Source organism: Mucilaginibacter sp. 3215, assembly GCF_050433785.1.
Lineage (GTDB): Bacteria > Bacteroidota > Bacteroidia > Sphingobacteriales > Sphingobacteriaceae > Mucilaginibacter.
In genome coordinates this window covers 79,587-103,515 of the sequence record NZ_JBNPWO010000014.1, presented here as the reverse complement: position 1 = coordinate 103,515, position 23,929 = coordinate 79,587, and the positions used below count along the sequence as shown (strand labels likewise).

The window sequence follows — 23,929 nt, the reverse complement described above, 5'->3', positions numbered from 1 at the left end:
CTATGGAAAGAAAAACAAAAATACTCGCCATCATCACGGCTGCCCTTATTTCTTCCCTCACCGGAACAACCGTGAAAGCGCAGATCCCCGGCGTTAGCCTCGTCACCGGCGTGATCAAAAAAGTGATTGTGGCCATCGACCTGAAGGTGCAGCAATTGCAGAACCAGACGCTCGCCCTGCAAAACGCCGAACAGCAACTGGAGAATTCTTTGCACCTGAGCAGCCTGAACAATATCTCCGGCTGGCTGGGTAAGGAAAAAGACCTGTATGCCGGCTATTACCAGGAACTCAATCAAGTGCGCGGCCTGATCGCCGATTACGATGCGGTCAAAAGTGTGATCAGTAAGCAAAAGCAGCTGGTGAGCGAATACCAGCAGGCCAGCGCCCTGTTCAAACGGGACGCGTATTTCTCGGCGGCTGAACTCGGCTACATGGGTACGATCTATAACGGCATTTTACAGGAAAGCCTGCAAAACCTCGATCAGCTGCTGATGGTCGTCAGCGACCTCGGTACGCAAATGGATGATGCTGAACGCCTGCAAAAGATCGGGCAGGCAGCCGGGGCCATGCAAACCAATCTTGACCACCTCCGCCAGTTTAACCGGCAGAACGCCGGCCTAAGCCTGCTGCGCGCTAAAAATGCGCAGGACCGGCAGCAGGTCAAACGGCTTTATGGCCTCCAGTAAGCAGAAAGGTAAAAGGCGAAAGCTAAAAGGTACACAACAAAAACAATAGCCTTATGAAAACATCAATCCGGGTTACCCTCTTATTTTTTTCCCTCGCCAGCCTATGTTTTAGCGGGGCACAAGCACAATTCCCGGGCGGCTTTTTCAGCCAGCAAAGCCGGCAGCGCAAGCTTATGGCTGAACAGATCGTCCAATATGAGCGCTATTTAAACGCGCTCAAAACCGGTTACCACGTTGCTGAGACCGGGTTGAACACCGCACACGAGTTAAAAAACGGCACTTTTAACCTGCACGGTGCTTATTTCAATTTACTGGCACAAGTGAACCCGCTGATCCAAAATAATCCCAAAGGCAAAGCGATCGCTGATCTGAACAGGCAAACGTTAAAGCTCTTTTCGGATGAATGGACCTGGCAGCAGCAACAGCTGCAGTTGAGCACCGCCGAACTCTCTTATTTCCAAAAAGTGCAGGCCAATATCGCTGCCAAATGCAAGCTGGATATGGATGAGTTAACGGAGGTGCTGACACCCGGCAAACTGCAATTGACCGATGCGCAGCGGCTGGACCGGCTGGATAAGGTCTACGCGCGCATGAAGGACAAGTTTGCTTTTGCGTGTTCATTTACCGGTAAATGCCATAAGCTGGCGGCAAGGCGGCAGCAAAACAAACAGGATCATACGCAGCTCAAAAAGCTGTACGGCATCCGGTAATTCTTAAAAAATGTGAAGGAGATCAGTGATGAAGAAAGTAGCAATAACCCTTTTATTAAGCCTCGGGCTGGCGGCGGCTACGCCGCTCAGCAGCCGGGCGCAGTCCGTTGCGGACGTGATCCGGCAACTGGTGCTGGATTATCAAAAGCTGGCCAGTCTCAAAAGCATCCTCGGCCGGATGTACACCGGCTACACCGTGCTGAGCAAAGGTTACGGGGCGGTCAAAAATGTGGCGGAGAGCAACTTCAGCCTGCATGAAGTTTTCCTCGATGGCTTGTATCTCGTCAGCCCGGCCGTGCGCAAATACCCGCGCGTTACCGATATCATCGATGACCAGTCGCAGTTGGTCGGCGAGTATAAAACCGCCTCGGGAAGTTTTAACAGCAGCGGGAAATTTGACCCTGACGAACTGGCCTGCATGATGACGGTCTATCACAACCTCGTCAGCCAAAGCCTGAAAAATTTGGATGATCTGTCGTTAATCGTCACGGACAGCAAACTGCGCATGAGCGATGCGGAGCGGCTAGCGGCCATCGACGGTATATATCTCGAAAGCCATAACCAGCTCAGTTACCTGCGGAAATTTAACGATCAGGCTTCGCGCATCAGCTGGCAGCGTTCGCAGGGTGCTGCAGACAAGCAAAGCGTCAAATCTGTATACGGTATAAATCAATAACCCATGAAAAGTAAAATCTTAAAGATGGCTTTAGCCGCTATCCTGGCGATACTTATGCCTTTATTTTCCCACGCGGAAGGCATAGCCGATGACCTGCACGGCTTGCAGGGGGTACTCGCCCGGCTGTATGATCAAATGATGCCTTTGTGCCAGGGCATGATCGGCGTCTCCCGCGGCATTGCCGGTTTCGCGGCGCTTTGGTATATCGGTGCCCGGATCTGGAAACACCTGGCAGCGGCTGAACCGATCGATGTTTATCCCTTGTTGCGGCCTTTCGCCATTGGTTTTTGTATCGCTGCTTTCCCGCTGGTGCTATCCCTCATCAATGGCGTGCTGCAACCGGTGGTTACCGCTACCGAAGGCATGGTGACCAATACCAACCAGGCCATCGCCCGCCTGCTGGCGGATGGTAAACCTGATGCCGCCGATGTTTCGCCGAACGATGCCAATTCAGATCCTGACAAATGGTATCAATACAGTCACCCGGACGGTACGGCTACCGATGCCGGCAGCAGCAATCCGATCTCCGATGCCTTTTCCGGCTGGAGCATCAAGAACTGGGCCAGAAAGTTTATCGCCGAAGTCCTGAACGTGCTCTTTCAGGCAGCGGCGCTTTGTTTGGACACCATCCGCACCTTCAAGCTGATCGTACTGGCGATCCTCGGCCCGCTCTGTTTCGGCCTGAGCATATTTGAAGGTTTCCAGCATAGCCTGAAGCAATGGCTGGCGCGCTATGTCAATGTATTCATGTGGCTGCCCGTCGCCAACATCTTCGGGGCGGTCATTGCCAAGATCCAGGAAAACATGATCATCGGTATCCAAAACGGTGCGCCGGATCCCGGTGACCAAAACACGGCTTACCTGATCTTTTTACTGATCGGCATTGTCGGCTACTTCACCGTACCGAGCGTAGCCAACTATATCATGAACGTCGGGGGGCATGCCCTTTTCAACAAAACCAGCGCGCTGGCTTCGATGGCGGTCAGCTACTTCAGCGGCCCGGTCATGCAAAGTTTTAGCCGTGGCAGCAACGCGCAGCACAATCAGCAAACCAACCATAACCAATCGGGCCATACGCAGAGTTATCATAAAAGTAAGCTCAGCGGCAGCCCGCCCAAAAAATAGCGAACCATGTTTAAGAAAATGAAAAATTTAGAAACGGCCTTTCAGCATGTGCGCGGTTTTACCATCGCCATAGTGATCGGTTCATTCCTGACCATCGGCTTTATGGCCTGGCAGGAAAAACAAAGATCCATCGCCCTGCAAAGCAAGGTTTACATCATCTCAGGCAACACCGCCTGGTCTGCTGTTGCGGTCGATAAAAGCGCTTACCTGCCGATGGAGATCCGCGGCCATGTACGCGCCTTCCATGAAGCTTTTTTTTCGCTGGACCCGGATGAAAAGGTGATCAGGCAAAACCTGGCCAAAGCGCTTTACCTCGCCGATGGCTCCGCTAAAAAGGTGTATGACAGCTTATCCGTCAGCGGCTATTATTCCGGCATCATCGCCGGAAATATCAGCCAGCGCATCAACGTGGACAGCGTGCAGGTCGATACCCGCGCCACGCCCTATCATTTCCGCTGCTATGCCACGCTGCACCTGATCCGCTCCACCAGCAATGTCCGCCAAAGCCTGATCACCGAAGGAGACCTGCGGGAAGTGAGCCGCAGCGACAACAACCTGCTCGGTTTCCTGATCGAGCATTGGAACACCATCGAAAACAAAGTATTAACCGTGAGCAATCACTAACCAGGAATTCATATGAAGACAAACAACATCAGTTTACAAGACCAGCGCAAAAGGAAGATCCTGCTGGCCATGCCGCCCATCGTCTTTTGCTTTACCACGATCTTATTCATGGCTTTTGGCGGCGGCCAGGGCGAACAGGCCAAAGCCGCACCTAATAAAGGGCTGAGCATGAAACTGCCATCGGCCATTATCGCGGAAGATCGAACCGGCGACAAAATGAACTTTTACGATCAGGCCCATGCGGACTCCTTAAAAAAGCAGCAACTCCGCAGGGCCGACCCTTTCGCGCAAAGCAAAACCGACAGCATGAACCGCCTTCCCGGGGCTTACACCGGCGGTGTTTTTTCCCCTCATCAGCCCGCCCTTGTCGGGAACGATTATGGCAGCAGCAATAGCAATAGTGATCCGGCTGCTAACGAAGCGAAGATCAGCCAAAGGTTAAGCCAATTACAGGCCGTGATCAATAAGCCGCAGCCATCACCCCTTACACGACCAGTCAAAAAGCCGGTGAACGCTATCCCGGACTCCTTGCTGAAACCAACCGCAGCTGCGGAAGATCCTGAACTGAAGCAGATGAACGGGCTGCTGGAAAAGATACTGGAAATCCAGCACCCGGAACGGTTAAAGGCTTCGGAGGAGAAAACGGGTGCTGTACCGGCAGTTAAAAAGTTCCGGGCGATACCGGCGGTGGTGGACGGTACGCAAAAGATCGTGCAGGGGACAGTGGTCTGTCTAAAGTTAACGGATACGGTGACGCTCGGCGGGCAGTTGTATGCCAAAGGCCAGCGCATCTATGGTAGTGGTAATCTTTCCCACCAGCGCTATACGCTCATTATCAAAAGCATCCATGTGGGCTATAACTTCTACCCCGTTGACCTGACGGTATTTGACCAGACAGATGGTCAGGAAGGTATCAGCGTGCCGGAGGCGGTAACCGGCGATGCTTTACGCGATGGTGCGACAAGCGGGGCGCAGAATGTGGACATGATGAGCTTCGATCCCTCGATGACGGCACAATTAACGACGGCCGGGATCAATACGGCCAAAGGGCTTTTCAGCAAAAAGGTCAAACGGGTGAAAGGAAAGATCAGGGACGGTCACCCGCTGCTGCTCCGTGATAACCTGGAAGTTAAAACGATGCACTAAACTGTCAGCTATGGACCTCACAGTGAAAGAACAACTGAAAGAAGCTTTAGACGCAGCTTTGGCCAAAGGCACACCCTGGGTTGCTTTTGATAAACAGCCGGAAAAGGAACTGCATATAAATGACCTGCATTTCTTCGCTTCAGCAAGTGCAGCCGAAAAGTTCTGCGATGACGCTAATGGCGAATGGGACTTTGTGGAGCAGATGTTCAATTTTAAGAATTACCACTATCTGTCCGTCGCGGGCTTGCGGGCTGAACTTGGTTCGCGTTTGGATAAGCAGGTCAATATCGAAGCCATCGTTCATGAGCTGGCCGCGCAAAACCTGCACCTGCTGGCTGGTAAAACTATCGGCGACCTGGAAGGTGCTTTAGCTGCTGGTCTCCACCATCCCGTTTGTCGTCAGCGACAGATCAACCCGTTAATGGCAATCGCCGATTATACCGTTCTCGGCCATAAGCATACCGGCGGACAGGTTTACGAGATCGGCCACGCCGTGGCTATAATGAAAACATTTGGCAGTTACAAGGACGCGCAAACCTTTTTGGAGCGTTCGGTACACGATAGTGAATTATCCGATAAAGGTTTGGATTATGTGCTGGTCGGGCATTTCCATAACCGGCAGTTGCAGGTGGATGTGGAAGGTCATGTCCTGCCGCATGCCGGTCTGACGCTTTTAACCGCGGTACATAACCATGAACACGGCCACGATTACCACGAAGTGCAGTCTTTATTTAAACCCGCTACGGTCACACAATATTTCTTCGCGGGGTTACGTGATGGCAGGCCGGCGCTTTTCAATGACAAACTGGAGCCTACGGCAATCGGCCAGCCCCAGCAGCCATTTTACCCCGCTTATTATAAACACGATTATTTAACCATTAAAAATTCAAGCATTATGAATGAGCAAAGTTTTGATTATGTAAAAAACCAATTGTTTTACCTGGGCTTCGGCGAAGAGATCGCCAAACCGCTGCGCGAGAAAATGGAAAAGAACCTGACGGAATTTGAACTGACGCATGTGCGCAAGTTCGGACAGGATGAAACCCATTCGGTATTGCATTTCTCTAAAGGGGATCAAAAGGATAAGGACATGACCTTTTTTAACCGTGCCGATGTGACACTGAAACAACCCGGCCGGGAAGATCTGACGCAGACATTCTTCTATGGCAAAGACTATAACTACACGCTGCAGGAGCGCTATAACATGATGAATGGCCGGGCTGCTTACCGGGAGCAGCCTAAAGTAGCCCCAAAAGAGGAAAACGGCGAGACGAAGATGAAGCCGACCGGTGAAACTTATTTCGGCTGGCGCGCGCTGGATTTCAAGAATGCGGATAAGTACGGTAATTTTTTGCCTAAAACGATGTTCTGGAACCATCAGAAGGAAATAGGCAAATATCCGATCAAGGGGATCGAAGAGAACTATGATAAGCAAAGGCTGATCGGAAAACTGGAAAGGGGTAACAAGGTAGATGTGACCCTGTTAAGGGACGGGCATGAGACGCCTGCTAAAATGGTAGCCAATCCTAAAATGGGGCGTCTGGATTTTTACGACAGCAACGGGCAGGTCCTGATCGTCCGCAAAATAGAAAAGCAGGCGGTTGAACAAACCCGGCAAAAGGAGATGACGCCGCAGGAAGTGCAGAAGGCGGCTATTGCCAGTGCGGCGGAACGAAAGCAAAGTGAAGGCGCTACGGAACAAAAACAAGAGCAGCGCCGCAGACAGGGTGTTCGCGTTTAAGAAATGGAAAGCTGCAAACCTTTGGCGATATTCTTCGAAGCGATCAGTCGTGATGCGCGGATATGCAGTACCCATATAGGTTTGTTCGCAGCCATTTTGAATTACTGGCAAGTCAATGGCTTTCCTGTACCAATGCGGGCATATGCCCATGAGATTATGCCATTGGCTAAAATAGCTGCCAGCACAACCTACCACAGATGTATCCGGGATCTTCATGATTTCGGATATATCTTTTATGAACCTTCTTACAAAAGAAATCAACCCAGTAGTATTTATCTGAAAACGGAAATGAGCGATGATGAATAAGATAGAGGGCATTTGCTTTGAAAGCGACGCATTTTTAATTTGATTGCAGCGGTAATCGAACGTTTCAAGCCATCGAAAGATTACCCCCGGACAAATGGATTTCCGGCCCCGAAGCGATGCGGATGTTGCGGATCAAGAGTAAAACGACATTACAGAAAATTGCAGGCCGAGGGACGCATCCGGTTCAGCCAGCCCGACCATAAGAATATTTTATATGATACAATCTCGATAATGGAGTATTTGGAGGATTTTATATACGGACCTTTTGAGACGCTCAAAAACAAAAAAAGGCAGTGAGGTCACTTCCTTTTTTTTATCCTAATGCGTTCTTAAAATCCGACCACTGCGTCTAAAGCCTCATCAGCTTTTTGATGAGAAAAATTAAGGTCGCTAAAACAACCTCGTCAAAGGATGCGGCACCGGTTGATACATTTAAATACCGTGTTAACAAACGTTACAGGATCTTCCCAATGACAGGTATTGCCTATACAACTAACTCATTTCAGGATGTGGCGAGCAGTTCAGATGGCGCGTCGGCAGGTAAGGTTACTCAGGAGCAACAGACCCATTTTATCATCGGGCTTAAAGTCTTCTTTAATAAAACAGATATCCGAAGTAACAAATTCTTCTTGGGTAACGATGCTTATGGGAAGAGTGTGGTCCTGACGAGACTACACTTTGATGCAGCAGTAGATATCGTTTCGCCGCTGAGGAATATTTATACCGGCTTAGGTCTTGATCTAGGGCCTGGTGTCAGCTTAAATGGTGGCGCGGTTTTCAATAAATACAATTACAATTTGTATTCGAACGGGCAAAACACCATAATCAAAACGCTTTATGGCACAGGGGCTTATATCGGTTTAACCACTGACGTTTCTGTTGTAGCCGACCTCTTTAAACTCTTAAACATAAGCAAATGAGAAACGCACTAAATTTGATTGCCACAATTGCGGGATTTGCAGCATTGACTGGCTGTGATAAATACAAAGATGTACAGGCAGAAACGAGAGTGACGGGCTTTACAAAATTACATGATACACTGCGAGGGAAATTTCCGGTTGCCGCGCCGGGCAAGCTGGTGTATTTAAACCAGGGTACGGATGTATCGAGTTATATTTTGCAAACCAATACCGATTCTTCAGACTATTTTTCATTCAATTATATTCAGAATCGCACGAGTACAGCTTACGTACGTTACACAAGCAATGGAACAGAGTTTTTCGGTCAAAAGATAATCACCAGCACCAATAAAGACAGCGTTTTGCAGATCAGCGTCTATCCAACATTTTATAATGCCATCAGTATTCAGTTTAACGATACCAATAAACGGCCGATTTCAAATCTTGCTTTTCGGCTTTATACTAGTTCTGTCTACGCCGCCGTAGATTTTTCCAAACATGCGTATTTAAGCGGTACTACGACAGGGGCTGGGTTATATACCCAATACAACGTTCCGGCAAATATGTATTACATCGTGGCGAACGATAACGTCGGCGGAAAGGCAATTAAAACGCTGGATTCTTTGAATGTCAAATCGAAAGGGATTTTCAGATTGACAACTACCGTCAAATGATACTAACAATTTTAACCGAAACTCTTGGCTAAAACATGCTCGCCTAATTGGAAAACGATTGGAAGTTGAGACTCTTTTTTGGGTTTTTTGGATTCAAAACATGCTGCAAGTTCTTCCTTGCTTAACTTGTAGTCAAGAGGGAGCCACGTCTTATTTTTTGGTGGAAAATAGACGTGTAATTTTAAAAGGATCTGTGCCGTTTTTGAGGGCGCGCCTGGTGTCCAGGTTAGTGGAACTTCAGCTTTCATAACTAATCTCTCAAGGTTTTGAAGTGTTTTTGACAACCAATCAGTGAGTTTTTAAAACACTTAAATATCTCAATTCTAATTGATTAGCTGGAATTAAAATGCGAAAACTTTGTATAGAATTTTGCAGAAATAAACACAAACTCAAACAAACTTCCGCAAATTCCGCACAGCCTAAAAAATATAAATTTCTGATAATCAATACATAACAAAACATTGCAAAATCAAAAAAAGGCCTTTTTTGACTGTTAATCAGAGGATCGCTGGTTCGAGCCCAACCTCGGAAGCATAAGGAAACGCAAATATCATTCGTTTCCTTTTTTTATGCCCGTTACTTTTGGGCAATAAGATAGTTATCCAATTCTAAAATCGGTTCGATAATTTCACGGCAAGCTTTTCTGATTTTTGACTTGGGACCTCAAAAAGGGTGTTTAGATGTGCTTAGAAGTTCTTTTCCTATGATTCGATTTTTCGTTAAGGATCATAACGTTTTCAGCATCATTTATTTTGTTGTAAGCTGTAGCAATATGATATAGGAAATCCAATATTACAGAAGCCTCATTATCATGACTTCAATCTTGTTTTTGGCTAATATAGCAATTGCACGCTTTGCTGAAATCCTTTTATCTTTAAAGTTCGGTGCATTATAAATTGTTTCTTTCATCGGTAAATAGTTTGATCACTTTTTAAGTGTTAATATTTTCGACAAAGGTTTATTCAAAATCAAAGAGAAATCGCCTGTACTGAAATCAATGTTGGATGGCGGAATCTGATTAATAATATGCTTTTATCAGCAATATCTAAATTCGAAAATCCCTGAAAGATATTTGAGATCGATCTATCTCCAAGCAGTAACTGCTCATCAATGCTTTTCAATTTATTAGTCACAGTATTTAGTTCCTTTTTTAAATATTCTGAACTTGTACTGTGTTCCTTTTTTATTTCACTGTAATCATCATATTTAAGCATATCCGATACAAACAACTTTCTTGCTTTAGCTATAAATAGCTTTTGTTCCTCTATCTGCGTTAATAATACTGAGCGCCCGTTCAAATAGTCAGTTTTATATGTAATAATATTTACATCCTCCAGGATCAATGAAAATAACTCGACGGCACTGGAAGATAGAATTAGGCGTTTAAGCTTGTTCTAATACGGGCTTGAAGCGAAAAGAAATTTGTATAAAAATGAGGGTATGAACTTTATATTTATTTTATGGGTGTATAGCTTAAATGCATGAAAGGTAAGTGGCTATTAAAAATTCCTGTCCCTGATTTTTACCCTGATACAAGCTGTCCTGTAATTGATCTTAGAAAAATTTTATTGACGATCTGCCAGGAGATAGACGAGGTTGGGAAAGATAAATGCCGGACAGGAAAAACGGCTGACCTTATTCCGAACGCTATCTATTTACTGGACAGGTCAAGCTGGGCTTGAACTTTTTATGGGAAATATTATATTTTTTTGCGAAATATTTAATTTTTCTTATATTGCATCAATATATATCCTAATCCATCACATTTATGAATAGCAAAGATCCACAGTTAAATTTCCTTTATTCCTATTATCTACAGTCGCCGGCGCTGTGATTCACTGATTTTGAATTGGCATTGCCATTCGTCGCACCATGCCGCTTTCCATTTCTCCTTAGACCTCTTGTAGGTTGTGATACCTGTTATTGAAATTTTAAAAACCATATCGACCTTATCCCTACCATGAAAAGAAAATCAAACCGGGTCAGCTGTTTGCTGTCGTTGTCAGTGTTGCTGTCCGTTGTGCCACACATGAATGCTTTCGGCCAGAGTGAGCTAACGGGAGATGTGACAGGGACGTTGGCAGCGGGTTCTTACTTCAGTTATAACAATATTGTATTGAAGCCCGATTTTGTTTTTACGGCAGGAACGGGCAGTATTTTGAATTTATACATCGCGGATTCGGATTGCCAGACGCTGTCGGCGATACCCAGCGGTGGTCGTAACTATATCATGACCTCTGTACCCCGTGCAGGAGGAATGAAAAACTCCGGGTTCGGGCCAAATTCAGGGGACCTCGCGAACAGGAGCACTTGTGAACTGATGCAGACGGTGCAGTATTTTGATGGTCTGGGGAGGCCTCTTCAAACTGTGCAGGTCAAAGGGAGTGCAGGGGGCCGGGATATCATCCAGCCATTTGCTTATGACCCATATGGCAGGGAAGCGATAAAATATCAAACTTACGTTGCTGCTCCGGCGAGCAGTAACGGAGGGTATCAGACGATGGCACTTGCGGACCAGGCCTCGTTCTACAGTAATCCTTCGGGCACCTCTTGGAATGCTCCCGGAGTAAGGTCAACGTCTTCGGCTTTCAGCCAAACCTTGTTCGAACCTTCTCCTTTGAACCGCGTAACAGAACAGGGTGCTACCGGCTCGGATTGGCAGCCATCTGGTACTAACGGTCATACCGTTAAAATGATTTATCTGACGAACAACGCTATCGCATTAAGCGATACCAGCAACACCTACCTGGCTATGTTGTACCGGGTTGGGGCGGATGGAAGCCTTTTATTGGGTAATAACGGGCAGAACAGTTATCCAGCAGGCAGGTTATCCGTTATGGTTAGCAAAGATGAGAACTGGAAATCAGGTTCCGCCGGCAAAAGCAGGGGAGGGACGACGGAGGAATATAAAGATCTGGATGGACGTGTCGTGCTAAAGCGTGCTTTTAATTTTTCCGGCACATTGCAGATATTGTCAACCTATTATGTATATGATGATTTGGGCAATCTATGCTATGTCCTGCCTCCCGGAAGCGGTGCAGACGCCGGTATTACCAGCGCTTCAAACAAGGCAACGCTGGATGGTCTTTGTTTTCAGTATAAATATGATGAGCGCAACCGACTGGTTGAGAAAAAGATACCGGGAAAAGGCTGGGACTACCTCGTTTATAACAAGCTTGACCAACTGGTGGTGACACAGGACGCAGTACAGCGAAGCAAGATCCCTTTACAACAGGCGACCTTTACAAAATATGACGCATATGGCAGGGTGGCATTAACCGGTGTTTATAATGTAACCAACACTACCGTGGCAGGTCAGAATTACCGGCTGAGTATGCAGCTGGACGCGAACAGCCAAACAACACTTTGGGAAAGCCGCCTGTATGCAGGCACGGACGGCACAACGGATTACACGAGTTCGGCATACCCGCAAACAGGTTCGACACCGTTGGTGATCAATTATTATGATGATTATTCCGCTATACCAGGCCGTCCGGGGATCTATACGCCGGCAATTTACAGCAGTCAAACCAAGGGGTTGCTTACGGCTAGCCGGACATCTGTGCTGAGCGCACCTGCAGTACAACTGCTGACAGTGCATTGGTATGACGACAAGGGGAGGGAAACGGGTACTTTCAGCCAGCATTATAAAGCTGGCCAGAACACTATCCGGAATTATGATGCTGTGACCACAACCTATAATTTTACAAATGCAGTAACGACCAGCACGCGCAAGCATTATATCTACGATGTTAATCAGACAGCGGCGCAACTGAAGCTGACCATATGGAACAGCTACCTGTACGACCATATGGGGCGCAAGTCGAAGACCTGGGAGCAGATTACGAATGCGGACGGTGTAAATAACCTTGCTCCGGATACTAAGACGCTGATATCTAAGCTCGATTATAATGAAATCGGACAGGTATGGAAGAAAAAGCTTCACAGTACAGACAGTGTGAATTTTCGCCAGACAGTCAGTTATGGTTATAATGAGCGGGGCTGGCTGAGCTCGAGCTTATCTGACCAGTTCAGCATGTATCTGTATTATAACGATGCGCCGCTGGGTAAGCAATATAACGGCAATATCGTTAATCAGGTATGGCAGGCGGCTGGTGGCGCGGCGACTACATACACCTATAGTTATGATCAGTTGAACAGGCTGACACAGGGACTTTCAACAGGTGGGTATAATGAGAGCAATATCAGCTATGATCTGACCGGAAATATGATAACCCTTAACCGGTATTTCGGAAGCAGTGTGACATTGATCGACCGGTTGAGTTACACCTACCCGCAAAATTCGCAGCAACTGGGAAGCGTGACTGACGATAGCGGGAGCGGCCAAGGGCAAAAAACGGGTAAAGCGACCTATGGCTATGACCTGAACGGAAACCTGACTTCGGATGACAGCCGCGGTTTACCGCTGAACGGAATTACTTATAATATGCTCAACCTGCCCGAAAATATTGCAGTGCTGAACACCCAGTTTACTTATGATGCCTCCGGACGAAAATTACGGAAAGTTACAACCGGAGCGGGTGCAACGACCGTTGAATACATCGGCGGTATTCAGTACAATGGTTCCGCAGTGGATTTTGTTGAAACGGAAGAGGGCAGGGCGATTCCGAACGGCACCACCGCTTATAATTATGAATACACTTTAACTGACCATCTTGGTAACAGCAGGGTCAACTTTGATACCGGGACGGGTTCCGGAGTGCGCCAGGTGCAAACCGACGACTATTATCCTTTTGGTATGGAAAGCAATGGCACGGTACTGGGAACAAAAAACTTGTATCTTTATAATAAAAAAGAGCTCCAGGCGAACCTGAATATGTATGACTATGGTGCCAGGTTTTATGACCCACTGATCGCGAGGTGGAACGGCCCGGATCCTTTATCCGAACAATACCGGAGGTGGTCTCCCTATAATTATGCCATGGACAACCCTGTCCGGTTTATTGATCCGGACGGTATGAAGGTGCTTAATGCTGACGAAAAGAAAAGGGATGAAGCAGTGCAGGATGTTACAGCCAAGACTTTAGGTGCTTTAGGTTTTGGCCCGAAAACGGGAAAACATGATCTGAAAAAAGCGATGAACGCCTTTAAAAGCGCTGAAAAGGCATATAACCATACGAAAGAAAGCATTGATAACTTTAAAAAAGTAGATCCCGCAGGGTTTGCCAAAGCAGATAACCTCACTTACAAGGACGCCGGCGGAAACACGCACAACCTGGATGTCTTGGTTTCAAGCGGAAATGTAAGCGATGTGGATAAAGGGAAGACCGAATATGGTGTTAACACAGAAACCGGAATAATCTCCAATGATGCAGTGCAAACTACTCTTGATCTGAATGTAGCTACGGATGCGAATGTTTTTGCCCATGAACTCGGTCACGGATTTGCAATGGCCGCAGATCCGATTGGATATTTGAGGGCTGTGCAGAATGCCGGGCCAAACTTTGATTGTCAGGCGCCGGGGAATAGTCAAAGCCCTATTGCAAAACCGGCATTGGATATGCAGCATCAATATGATTCTAATTTGCGAATCTTAAACCAAGTCAGGACGATCCTGTCGAACCTGCCGATAATAAGATGATTTTTTGCCTATGAAAACCAAAATTGGAATTACGTTTTTCCTGGTCTTTTTTTTGACGTTCAATAAGCCCTTGAGCGCCCAGCAAACGACCGATGCCGGGTTTATATTTAAAACCTGGTTATTTTTGGAACATAAAAATAATAAAAGCAGGTACGCCACTGAATATGCAGTGAAAGATTCTGCTTTGTTCGATTTATTTCAAAATGGGTTAGCGCTTAAGTTTGATACGCTGAGAATGAATGGTTTTGGGGCAGATTATATATTTCTGGCCGTATCCTTCACGAAAAAAGCGGAGCCCTATAAACGGTCCGTGGTTTATAAGGCGCCCAAAGAAATCGGATATATAAGTATTGCCGTAGACAATTGTCAGTCCTATGTGATCTGCCTTAATAAATCAAAGGGTACAAGCTACCGCCTGAGCGGATTTTCTGGGAACGATTTCCTTGGTTTCCTTCATGAATTTCAGGGCGACTATCGGGCAAGCAATGGTGAGGGGATATCCGTCAAAGAGTTTTTAAGCAGATGTACCGTAGCAACCCTTGACTTTGCCTGTTTATATGAAGGCCTGACTGAAAAAAATAAAACTGGAGACATATATCCTTGTCTGCGGAGTTGCTCAGATGCGACGGTAACAGTCCATTGAGCCCGCAGACCAGCTTCGGAAACAGAACAGCAGGGTTTTTTGTATGAGCAGTTTCCGATCGCAATGTATGATATAACGAATTTAGAATAATTGTAATATGATCACCTTATCACGACAATTTTTACAAGGCGGTAAACCGTCGGTATTCCCGCAAAAGCAGAAGGTTACGGTATTAACACTCTTATCATTCCTGTCCCGGTTTCGCGGTGTTAGAAACAGGAGGTTTCTACACCCGAAAATGAAAACCTGGACAGGTTGGCTTCCAATGTTTTTACTGGGATGCCTGTTTTGTAATTTGGTAAAAGCGCAGAGTTACGAATTGGTGAATATACTTCCGCCGGCACCAAATGCGGCTTCCCTCAGCAAGTATGCAGGCGTCAACACCGGGCTTTCGTCGGGTTCTGCAAATTTTTCTGTGCCGCTTTTGACCTATACTTCAAAAAGTGTAAGTTTTCCAATCGCCATAAATTATGCCACCAGTGGTTTTAAGGTGGATGAGATCGCTTCCCGAACAGGTAATCAGTGGTCTTTGAATGCAGGCGGAATGATCAGCCGTACTGTATTCGGCAGTGTGGATGAAACATCGGCAAGGATCTATCCCAAGCCTTCTCTTGGAGAGTCAACGGAAACCGATCTTTTCATGTTCGAACAAAAATTGTCGAGTACACTACCGCTCGAAGGTGTGGGCCCTAACGGAGCGGTCGACGGCCAACCGGACATTTTCAGTTTTAATTTTGATAAGTACAGCGGAAAATTTATTCTGGATACCATTGGCCCTAATCATACTTTACAGCCCGTAATGCTTGCCAATTCCGGTTTAAAAATTGTATTTTCCGGAGCTGGCTCGGGATTCACTATTACTGCACCGGACGGTATACAATATGTTTTTGGAGAAGATGCAATTGAAATGACGGCGGGGTCAAGTTCATGCGCCACTCCTTACAGCAGTAATGCAACGGCCTGGTACCTGAAGCGAATTATTCATCCGGACGGAGATGTGGCAACCTTTTATTACTCACCGCTAACTTATAGTTATAATACAGGCATAAGCCAGTCCGTTTATGCGTTTACCGGTTCGTCATCAACTGTTTATAATCAGGGATGCAATCCGCAGGGGTATGTTACCCGGCCTCAGCCCGCTAACAGCAGCTGTGTCACCACACTGGAGACTAAGGGTGTATTGCTGGACAGCATCACTTCAGCGCACGGTTATAAAGTGAAATTTGATTATGTCACGCGTGATGACGATAATGACCGGCTGATATCCGCAATCAATATATACGATCCGGGCCGGGTGAGATTATTAAAAAAATTCGCGCTTAGTTATACTTATGGCGGAGCGAGACCATTTCTGACAGCCCTTTCGGAGTATGACGGTGCCTCCCAATTGCTGTCGAAGTATAAATTCGGGTATAACGATATATATGCAGTGCCCGCATCTTTATCGTTTGGACAGGATTATTGGGGTTTTTATAATGGAAAATCTAACCTGACTGCTGTCCCCAGGTCGGAAGATCCTGGATTTCAGCAATCATTGCCTTCGGCAACAGCTAACCGTCATCCGGACCCGGTTTATGCGGCAAAGGGGCTGTTAAATGCCGTTACCTATCCGACCGGCGGTAAGGACAGTATTGTTTATGAGGGAAATCAGGCCTATCAAGTCAAAACTGTATATCCGACGCAACAAACTTTGAGCTATACAGCAACAAATAACACCGGAAGTGTAATGCCTGGCACCCAAATATCGCCGACTACCGCGGTAATATCGGTCTCGCAGCAGGTGACCTTTTACGGTAATTGCACGGCGCTGTCATCCTTGGCCAACAGCACGCGGCAGGCAACTATCCAGATATTGGATGCTAACAACAATGTGGTTGATAACGCACCGATTCAGCCGGGTAACTCTTTTACGAAAACGCGCATCCTTGATCCCGGTACCTATAAAGTCGCTGTCGTGTTATATGGCGACTATGTAAGGGGAAAGGTCAACCTGAGTTACTTTTCGGGGGCTGTTACCAATCAGCTCATGAATGTCGACATTGGCGGTGTAAGGATTGCAAAAATATTAACTTATGATGGCGTTTCCGCAAGTCCGATAATCAAAAAATATTTATATAATAAATTTTCCGACCCCTCCCAGTCCTCTGCTGAGACCGTAAATATCCCTTATTTTGAACGCCATATCAAATTGTGGGTACAATGTACAGGGGGCGGTCTATGTTATGACGGGATTCCGTTTGACTTTGATACGAGTACCTCCAGTGCGGCCTACAGCCTTTCAGTAACCCCCAGCCCTGCCACCTATGCCAATGTTACGGAGAGCTTCGGAGAGAATTTTGAAAATGGTGGTATAGAACACATCTTTACGGTTTCTCAGGACAAGCCGGCAGCCGTATTCAAGGGACTGTCGATATACGGTGTGCCAAGTGGAAATGAAAGTTACAAAAATGGAAAGGAACTTTACCAGGGGACGTTTAAGCTTCAGGGCGGGCAGCGTATTTACACACAAAAAGTCTATACGCACTATAAGGAAGACACTGGGTTCGCAGGGTTGTATAACGGCTATATCGGCACTGAGAACTATCATTTATACTGCACCGGTAACAATACCCCGGCTGCCATATTTTATCAGCGCAGAAACTATAACACCAGTTATTATTTTATTCATAGGGCCTGGGTTTATGCCGATACCGTTATTACTTTGAATTATGACCTGAATGGCCAGAATTACACGCAAAACATTGAAAGTTATCAATACGGTAATATGGGGAACGCACTGCCGACAACAGTTACTAAAATCGCCAGCAATGGTGATGTGCTGAAAACGGTTTACGCTTATCCGGCAGATTTTTCTACAAATGCTCCATATGATGCTATGGTGGCTAAAAATATAGTTTCGCCAATAGTTGTGAAAACAAGATATAACGGATCAACCAGCCTGGATGCCATCAAAACCAATTACTATAATTGGGGAGGGAATATTTTCGAGCCGCAAACGGTGAACTATCAAACGAAAAATAATTCGTATGAGACCCGTCTGCGCTATTATAGCTATGATAATATGGGAAATGCAACCAGCTTCAGCAAGGAGTCTGGACCTAAGATCTCTTATGTATGGGGTTATAAGGGTTTATACCCGATCGCAAAGGTTGAAAATGCGGAATATTCCGTCGTTGTTTCAGCTCTGGGGGGAGCGGCGGCAGTAGAAAACTTTAAGAATATTCCTAACCCAACCAATGCCCAGATTAATAGCTTTCTTTTACCCCTTCGCTCAAATATTGGACTAAAGGGCAGTTTGATCACGTCCAATACCTATGATCCGCTGACCGGTTTGACGACCTCCACCGATCCGAAAGGGGAAACGACGTATTACGAGTACGACAGTGCACAACGACTGAGCAATGTCAAGGATAAAGACGGCAATATCGTTAAACATATCGATTATCATTATCAGGGTCAATAGCGTATGACTGTTTACTATAAGGGACGGCAATGGCTTTGTTGATATGCCCGATAGATAACTTCCGCTATGTTTTCAGTTCGGACAATTCTGTTATCTATTTAGTATTCAATATTGCTAACAGAAATGGGCGAAACATCGTGACCGCTCACTTTGACGGCACTGGCGTACATTTTCGTTCCTGGGGAGGCACGATGCCTTCTTCGCCAACAACTGGCGGGATTTACCCTTTGGCTATTATTGCGGGAAACGTTGGCATCGGTATAGCGAGTCCACAAAATAAGTTGGATGTGAATGGTACTGTTCATGCCAAGCAGGTTCAAATCGACCTGAATGGCTGGGCGGATTATGTATTAAAGCCGACCTATCAGTTGCCTGCACTGAGCGATATAAAATCGTACATCGAGCAAAACCAGCATCTGCCGGACGTTCCTTCAGAACAAGAGATGGTCAAGAATGGACTTGATGTGAGTGAGATGAACAAGTTGTTGATGAAAAAGGTCGAGGAATTGACGTTGTACTTGATTGAGGACGAGCGAAAAGATAAGGAAAGAGAAAAAGCAAAAGACAAGAAATTGGAAGAACTCCGGAATAGAGTAGCACAACTTGAAAAACTGTTTCAAAATAAATTGTGAAGAACGGCTGTCATTAACCTTACCTTCATCAAACAATATGAACAACTTAAAAAATCTACTTTTATTAGCGATAGTTTTTTACTCGCTTAGCAGTTTTGCACAGATGAATGTGCCAGTTCAAACCTCGGGCTCGGGTCCATTGGGCTCAACGAACTCGCTTTTAACATTTACATCTGGGGCGCCCGTTACTGCCATACAGGAAATATGGGGGTTGAACCTTTGTGGTACCAATGTGCAGCCTGTTAAGGTTTTCGTCTTTAGAAACAAAAAAATAACAATCCATTGAATTATGATGAGAAGACTATTGGCCGTTATGGTTGTATCAATCGCCGGTTATTCAAACCTTTATGCGCAACAAAATGATTTTCCGTTGAATGGCGATATTAGAATTAATGCGGCAAAACCGGGTAATCACGGCGCTGGTTTCAGCGCGATCTGGATGCCGAACTTGGGAGCTCTGATGCCGGAAAATTCCCCGGATTATGCGAGCATCATGCTTACATCCAACGTTGTCAGGAACTCAACCACTAACGTCTGGGGATTTGCCGATGCTGCTATGCCTGCCTGGAAACTGCAAATGGGACATGGTGTCAATGTTGATAATTTCACCATTGTCCGCTCTGCGCCGCTAACCTACGCTGAACAGGTTTTTTTTAAGATTGACAAGATAGGGAACATTGGAATAGGTACTGCTAATCCGCTTAACAAATTGGATGTGAACGGTACCCTCCATGCCAAACAAGTTAAAATCGACCTTGTCGGCTGGTCGGACTATGTGTTTGAAAAGAATTACCAGCTGCCGGCCCTGAGCCTGGTTAAAACCTACATTCAGGAAAATAAGCATTTGCCGGGAGTTCCATCTGAGGCAGAAATGATCAAAACCGGGCTTGATGTGAGTGAGGCAAACAAGCTTTTATTGAGAAAGATGGAGGAAATGACGCTGTATATGATCGAGGCGAAAGAAGAAATAACGACTTTGAAAAAAGAGGTTAAACGGCTGAAAAGCAAATTGAACAAATAATGAAAAGAGTTTTATTACTGGCCATGACCGGTCTGACAGGGATCTATAGCGGATTTGCGCAAACAAAAACAGTAACGGTAGATGCCAACGACGCATTGAACAATAACACCAAGATCGTCGCTCAGACCTCAATCGGGCAGTCGTTCTTTGTGGGCCATCAATTGGGAAGTACGTATTCTTATCCGGGTGCCGGGATTTTCCGCGCCTGGACCGATCAGCCTTCCGGTTCAGCCAACGTCTACTACGATGGAGTGACCAACGGAGCGGTAAATTTTAGCGTAAGAGCTGATGGGCAGGGTTATTTTGCAGGGAATTTAGGGATTGGAAATTCAAGTCCTGATGCAAAACTAACAGTATTTTCGCCTACGCCATTGGGGGGCGTCGCTAAAAACGCAGTGCTGATAAGTTCAGTTGGCGGCACTTCTGGTTCCAACTACTTCAAAAATAACTTGTGGCTGGTAAGAAATTCTGCCGGAACAGACTGGTATACTACCAGGTTACATGACGGGATTTCAATTGATGTATCTTATTTAAGTCCGCAGATAAATACCCTGACATGGTGGGAAAGATCCCCTAGTGAGGATATTCAGTCGTGGGGATCTTTAGCCAATACTTACTTAACTATTGTTCAGGGTAACGTAGGCATAGGCATAACATCCCCACACAATAAACTGGACGTTAACGGTACAATACATTCCAAATCAGTTTTGATAGACCTCAACGGCTGGGCAGACTATGTATTCAAGCCAGCTTATCAGCTCCCGTCTTTAACTGCAGTTAAATCCTACATCGAGCAAAATCAACACTTGCCCGAAATTCCATCAGAGCAGGAAATAATGAAAAATGGCTTGAATGTGGTAGAAATGAACAAGCTGCTGCTAAAGAAGGTAGAAGAACTGACTTTGTACCTTATAGAACAAAATAAACGGATAGAAAAACTTGAATCACAAATAAATAAATCACATGAATAAAATATACATTTTTAAAGTAGTATTATTTTTGTTGGGCAGTCTTCCGCCTGATAACGATTCAAATGCTGCTAAATTGTAAATAGATGTTTTTGGCGGCGGCTGGGGCTCAGATAATACGGGCGTAACTGCTTACTATGTAGGCAACCGAGGCGGCATAGTTATTCCCCAGGTAACAAATGGAAACGCCACAAGCTCTTTTACAATAAAAGCCTATGCCAATCCAAATGGTAATACTGATATATATTGGATATTCCGGCACGCTTGACCATGCTGTTTCGTGCTCATTAGAGCAACGGGTTGTGTTAATGAATTTTAAATTTAGCAATCTAATTCAATAAGACAGCATGGTCAAAGTGTAACGGAACGTCCTGAACTTTTTTTCCGGAACGCATTGATCAAGGGTTCGGGAATATCCACCTGTTTCAAATTTCTGCTTATTTTCTACGCAAACGGCGTTTAAAAATAAAATTTTCTGCTTTCTCGGTTATCTCCGCGTCGGTTAGTCTCTTATGGGACATCAGCCAGCTAACGACCTCCTTTTTAGAGAATCTGACACCACCATTAGGAAGAACTATGCAGGGAATCTTTCCTGCGGATTTTAACTGGTAAAGCGTCTGGCGTGCATAACCTGTAGTTTTCTCTGCAACCTCATAGCCTCCTATTTCATCTTCGTCACTCGGTAATGGCGCTGGTAAAACTGTTGCTGCTTCTTTTAAAATGGTCAACAGATCTGATACTTTGAGATCTATTACCCTGGTGTTTTCATTGATATTCATTCAACCTCCGTTTTGGTTAACGGAAGCAAAAAAATAGAACAAAACAGACCTATACGACCGATTGGGCGGTATCGTATGAACGTAACTTACGTCACGCTTGGATACATTATAAAGTTCTATCCAAAACATTTATTCTTTTAGGATTGATTTATATACCTCGACATAATCATCGGGTAAGGTTTTAAATCTTTCATTCTCCAAAACAACAAGCCCTTTGTTTTGACCGATCATAAAAACGGAATGCAACAATCTTCTATGACTTTTTTTCAAAATATCCTCCGAAAGTGTTTTACGGTCTTTAATGCAGTATTTAAGGAAACCTGCCAGCGTTTTGTCCGGCGCACCGTTACGTATAATTTCGGTAAGCTCTATTTTTCCCTGCTCATTATATTTAAAAAGTGGCCCGCTTTTACTGTGCCTATTAAGGTCATCTATTAATTTTCTAAATGCCATTTCCTTTTCTCTTGCTGTTTTACCTTGCAGCCAAAAATCATAAAATGTCTGCGGCCTACTCAATAATTGAAAATCCACTTTTTCTATCTGACCAAGCGCAGAAAGTTGTTTTTTCCAGTCCTTGCTCCAAAACAGATAGAAAACAGCGTCGATATTTTTCTTGTTTCCGGCCGGAAATATCTGACCGATCAAGACGTAGCCGATAAAAGAGGTAATAATAAATCCCAAAAGACTTATAGCAACAAAATATGTACCATTAGAATAGACACCGAAACCCAAAAACAACAGGCCGATCAACAAAAATGACAGGCCATAGAAAATCATTAACAAGTAGTGAAAAATACTTACATTGATATAAAACAAGCGAAGCTTGTTAACCTCTATGGGGTTAAGGCCATCAAAAGTACCCTTAACCTGCAATAAACGTTCCTGGGTCGGCAAATGATGAAAACGGCCACTAAGTTCATCCTGCCAGTTTTTAAAACTTACAGATAAAAATAATTGAACGGGTAATAGCCAAATGCTTAATGCACCAAAGGTAATAATCAGCGGCAAGCGTATTCTCGGCACCAAAAGGTAGACCAGGGTAAAGGCTATTACCAAACCGATTTCAAAAAAAACCTTTTTCATATTCAAAGTTTAGGAAATTTCAACATTTCGTTTCGTTTCTTATCGTCAACAATTTTGGCATAGACTTGGGTCATTTCAATTTTACTGTGTCCCAGCAGTTCTTTCATGGTATATATATCGATTCCAAAAGTCAGGCCAATGGTTGCAAAAGTATGCCGGGCAGCATGGAAATGGAGATTTTTTTTGAGACCGGCTTCCAATGCCCAGAATTTTAAATAAACATTTACCACCTGACTTGTTGGCAAATCCCAAAACACTTTCTTATTTGTAGGATGCTTGACCACTTTTGCAATAATCATTTTCGCTTCATCGGCCAAGGGTACAGTAACAATTTTTTTTGTCGTTTTCGCCGGTCGAAATATTAGCTGATCGTTAACAATTTCGTCGTAACGCAATTTCTTAATATCCGAAAAACGCAAACCAGTAAAACAAGAAAATATAAAAGCTTCCCGGATCTGGCTGTTTCCTCTTTTGGGAACGAAATTAGCTAAGGTTCTAACTTCCTCAATAGTGAGCGTGGTCCGCTCCGAGTCTTCCTCCTCGATAATCCTAAAACTACTAAAAGGGGAAGTTTGAATAATCCCTTTAATTACCAGCTTATTGAAATGCTGCCTAAACACGGACATGTAGGCATTAGTTGTATTTCTGCTAACCTGATTAAGAAGGTAACTCTGAAACTTATCTAAAAATTCTTCATCTACTTCCTGGAATAATATGGTTCGTTTGGGGCAATACTTTCCAAGATGAATGATAAGGCATTCCAGTTTATAATTAAACTTCTTTGCAAGGCATTGATCAAGATAGTCCTGAAGGTAATAATTGATCTTAGCAGGTAGCTTATACCCATGCTCAGAGAAATTCAATTCATCCTCTCTTTTATTACGAAGCGCTTTAATAATCTTCATTTTTTCTTTATCAGTCTCGCTAACACGGCTTGCTGAATCAGAATAATCTTTATCCACATAAATCTTAAGGAACTCGTAACTGCGTTTGCCTTTACCCTCACCGGTATTGGAGTAGACATCCAAATAAACACTAAATTTGCCTGTACTTAGCTTTTTGTATCTAATAGTTACCATGAGTTATCATTGCCTTTTATTCGTTACTTTTGTTACTCGTCAAATCTGAATAGTAACACTCGAGTAACAAAA

General features: G+C 45.1%; 21 protein-coding genes. 16 read left to right on the top strand and 5 right to left on the bottom strand.

Features of this window, described 5'->3' with window-relative positions; all coding sequences use genetic code 11:
• Window positions 1–2: 2 nt before the first annotated feature.
• From ABIC84_RS20345 to ABIC84_RS20300, 10 genes are all read left to right on the top strand, one after another.
• The gene (locus tag ABIC84_RS20345) at window positions 3–686 is read left to right on the top strand and encodes a conjugal transfer protein TraI (protein WP_429264738.1); all 684 of its coding nucleotides are present in this window, start codon (window positions 3–5) and stop codon (window positions 684–686) included.
• 53 nt (window positions 687–739) lie between these two features.
• Entirely contained in the window at window positions 740–1,396 is a 657-nt protein-coding gene (locus ABIC84_RS20340; RefSeq protein WP_429264737.1) for a hypothetical protein, read from the top strand.
• Between the two features lie 28 nt (window positions 1,397–1,424).
• Window positions 1,425–2,072 (top strand): TerB family tellurite resistance protein, encoded by a 648-nt coding sequence (locus ABIC84_RS20335; protein WP_429264736.1) that lies wholly within the window; start codon window positions 1,425–1,427, stop codon window positions 2,070–2,072.
• A gap of 3 nt (window positions 2,073–2,075) precedes the next feature.
• The gene (gene traJ / locus ABIC84_RS20330) at window positions 2,076–3,197 is read left to right on the top strand and encodes a conjugative transposon protein TraJ (RefSeq protein ID WP_429264735.1); all 1,122 of its coding nucleotides are present in this window, start codon (window positions 2,076–2,078) and stop codon (window positions 3,195–3,197) included.
• 18 nt (window positions 3,198–3,215) lie between these two features.
• Window positions 3,216–3,821 carry a conjugative transposon protein TraK gene (traK, locus tag ABIC84_RS20325; RefSeq protein WP_429264734.1) on the top strand — a complete coding sequence of 202 codons (606 nt, stop codon included), beginning with the start codon at window positions 3,216–3,218 and terminating at the stop codon, window positions 3,819–3,821.
• A gap of 12 nt (window positions 3,822–3,833) precedes the next feature.
• Window positions 3,834–4,967: a conjugative transposon protein TraM gene (gene traM, locus ABIC84_RS20320; RefSeq protein ID WP_429264733.1), complete on the top strand. Its 1,134-nt coding sequence runs from the start codon at window positions 3,834–3,836 to the stop codon at window positions 4,965–4,967.
• A 10-nt stretch (window positions 4,968–4,977) separates the two neighbouring features.
• On the top strand, window positions 4,978–6,708 hold the full coding sequence (locus tag ABIC84_RS20315; RefSeq protein WP_429264732.1) for a hypothetical protein: 1,731 nt from the start codon (window positions 4,978–4,980) through the stop codon (window positions 6,706–6,708).
• Window positions 6,709–6,711: 3 nt separating this feature from the next.
• Window positions 6,712–7,014 (top strand): hypothetical protein, encoded by a 303-nt coding sequence (locus ABIC84_RS20310; protein ID WP_429264731.1) that lies wholly within the window; start codon window positions 6,712–6,714, stop codon window positions 7,012–7,014.
• Window positions 7,015–7,385: 371 nt separating this feature from the next.
• On the top strand, window positions 7,386–7,934 hold the full coding sequence (locus tag ABIC84_RS20305) for a hypothetical protein (RefSeq protein WP_429264730.1): 549 nt from the start codon (window positions 7,386–7,388) through the stop codon (window positions 7,932–7,934).
• Entirely contained in the window at window positions 7,931–8,587 is a 657-nt protein-coding gene (locus ABIC84_RS20300; protein WP_429264729.1) for a hypothetical protein, read from the top strand. The genes ABIC84_RS20305 and ABIC84_RS20300 overlap by 4 nt, the downstream gene beginning before the upstream one ends.
• 11 nt (window positions 8,588–8,598) lie before the next feature.
• Here ABIC84_RS20300 and ABIC84_RS20295 read toward each other — a convergent pair whose 3' ends face one another.
• A complete protein-coding gene (locus ABIC84_RS20295; protein WP_429264728.1) occupies window positions 8,599–8,835 on the bottom strand; it encodes a hypothetical protein in 237 nt (78 codons plus the stop codon).
• A 720-nt stretch (window positions 8,836–9,555) separates the two neighbouring features.
• A complete protein-coding gene (locus tag ABIC84_RS20290) occupies window positions 9,556–9,885 on the bottom strand; it encodes a hypothetical protein (protein ID WP_429264727.1) in 330 nt (109 codons plus the stop codon).
• A gap of 662 nt (window positions 9,886–10,547) precedes the next feature.
• Here ABIC84_RS20290 and ABIC84_RS20285 point away from each other — a divergent pair.
• The 6 genes from ABIC84_RS20285 to ABIC84_RS20260 all read left to right on the top strand — a co-directional run bounded on the left by ABIC84_RS20285 (window position 10,548) and on the right by ABIC84_RS20260 (window position 20,919).
• Entirely contained in the window at window positions 10,548–14,189 is a 3,642-nt protein-coding gene (locus ABIC84_RS20285; protein WP_429264726.1) for a DUF6443 domain-containing protein, read from the top strand.
• 10 nt (window positions 14,190–14,199) lie between these two features.
• On the top strand, window positions 14,200–14,832 hold the full coding sequence (locus tag ABIC84_RS20280) for a hypothetical protein (RefSeq protein WP_429264725.1): 633 nt from the start codon (window positions 14,200–14,202) through the stop codon (window positions 14,830–14,832).
• Between the two features lie 97 nt (window positions 14,833–14,929).
• Complete coding sequence (locus ABIC84_RS20275; protein WP_429264724.1) at window positions 14,930–18,295, top strand: hypothetical protein; 3,366 nt, start codon at window positions 14,930–14,932, stop codon at window positions 18,293–18,295.
• A gap of 29 nt (window positions 18,296–18,324) precedes the next feature.
• Window positions 18,325–18,927 carry a hypothetical protein gene (locus ABIC84_RS20270; RefSeq protein WP_429264723.1) on the top strand — a complete coding sequence of 201 codons (603 nt, stop codon included), beginning with the start codon at window positions 18,325–18,327 and terminating at the stop codon, window positions 18,925–18,927.
• Between the two features lie 289 nt (window positions 18,928–19,216).
• On the top strand, window positions 19,217–19,948 hold the full coding sequence (locus tag ABIC84_RS20265; RefSeq protein WP_429264722.1) for a hypothetical protein: 732 nt from the start codon (window positions 19,217–19,219) through the stop codon (window positions 19,946–19,948).
• Window positions 19,948–20,919, top strand: a complete 972-nt coding sequence (locus tag ABIC84_RS20260) for a hypothetical protein (protein WP_429264721.1) — start codon at window positions 19,948–19,950, stop codon at window positions 20,917–20,919. The genes ABIC84_RS20265 and ABIC84_RS20260 overlap by 1 nt, the downstream gene beginning before the upstream one ends.
• Window positions 20,920–21,353: 434 nt before the next feature.
• On the opposite strand, the gene ABIC84_RS20255 is transcribed toward ABIC84_RS20260, so the two are convergent.
• The 3 genes from ABIC84_RS20255 to ABIC84_RS20245 form a co-directional block, all read right to left on the bottom strand.
• The gene (locus tag ABIC84_RS20255) at window positions 21,354–21,695 is read right to left on the bottom strand and encodes a helix-turn-helix transcriptional regulator (protein WP_429264720.1); all 342 of its coding nucleotides are present in this window, start codon (window positions 21,693–21,695) and stop codon (window positions 21,354–21,356) included.
• Between the two features lie 129 nt (window positions 21,696–21,824).
• Window positions 21,825–22,778 carry a hypothetical protein gene (locus tag ABIC84_RS20250; protein ID WP_429264719.1) on the bottom strand — a complete coding sequence of 318 codons (954 nt, stop codon included), beginning with the start codon at window positions 22,776–22,778 and terminating at the stop codon, window positions 21,825–21,827.
• A gap of 2 nt (window positions 22,779–22,780) precedes the next feature.
• Entirely contained in the window at window positions 22,781–23,857 is a 1,077-nt protein-coding gene (locus ABIC84_RS20245) for a site-specific integrase (protein WP_429264718.1), read from the bottom strand.
• Window positions 23,858–23,929 lie beyond the last annotated feature (72 nt).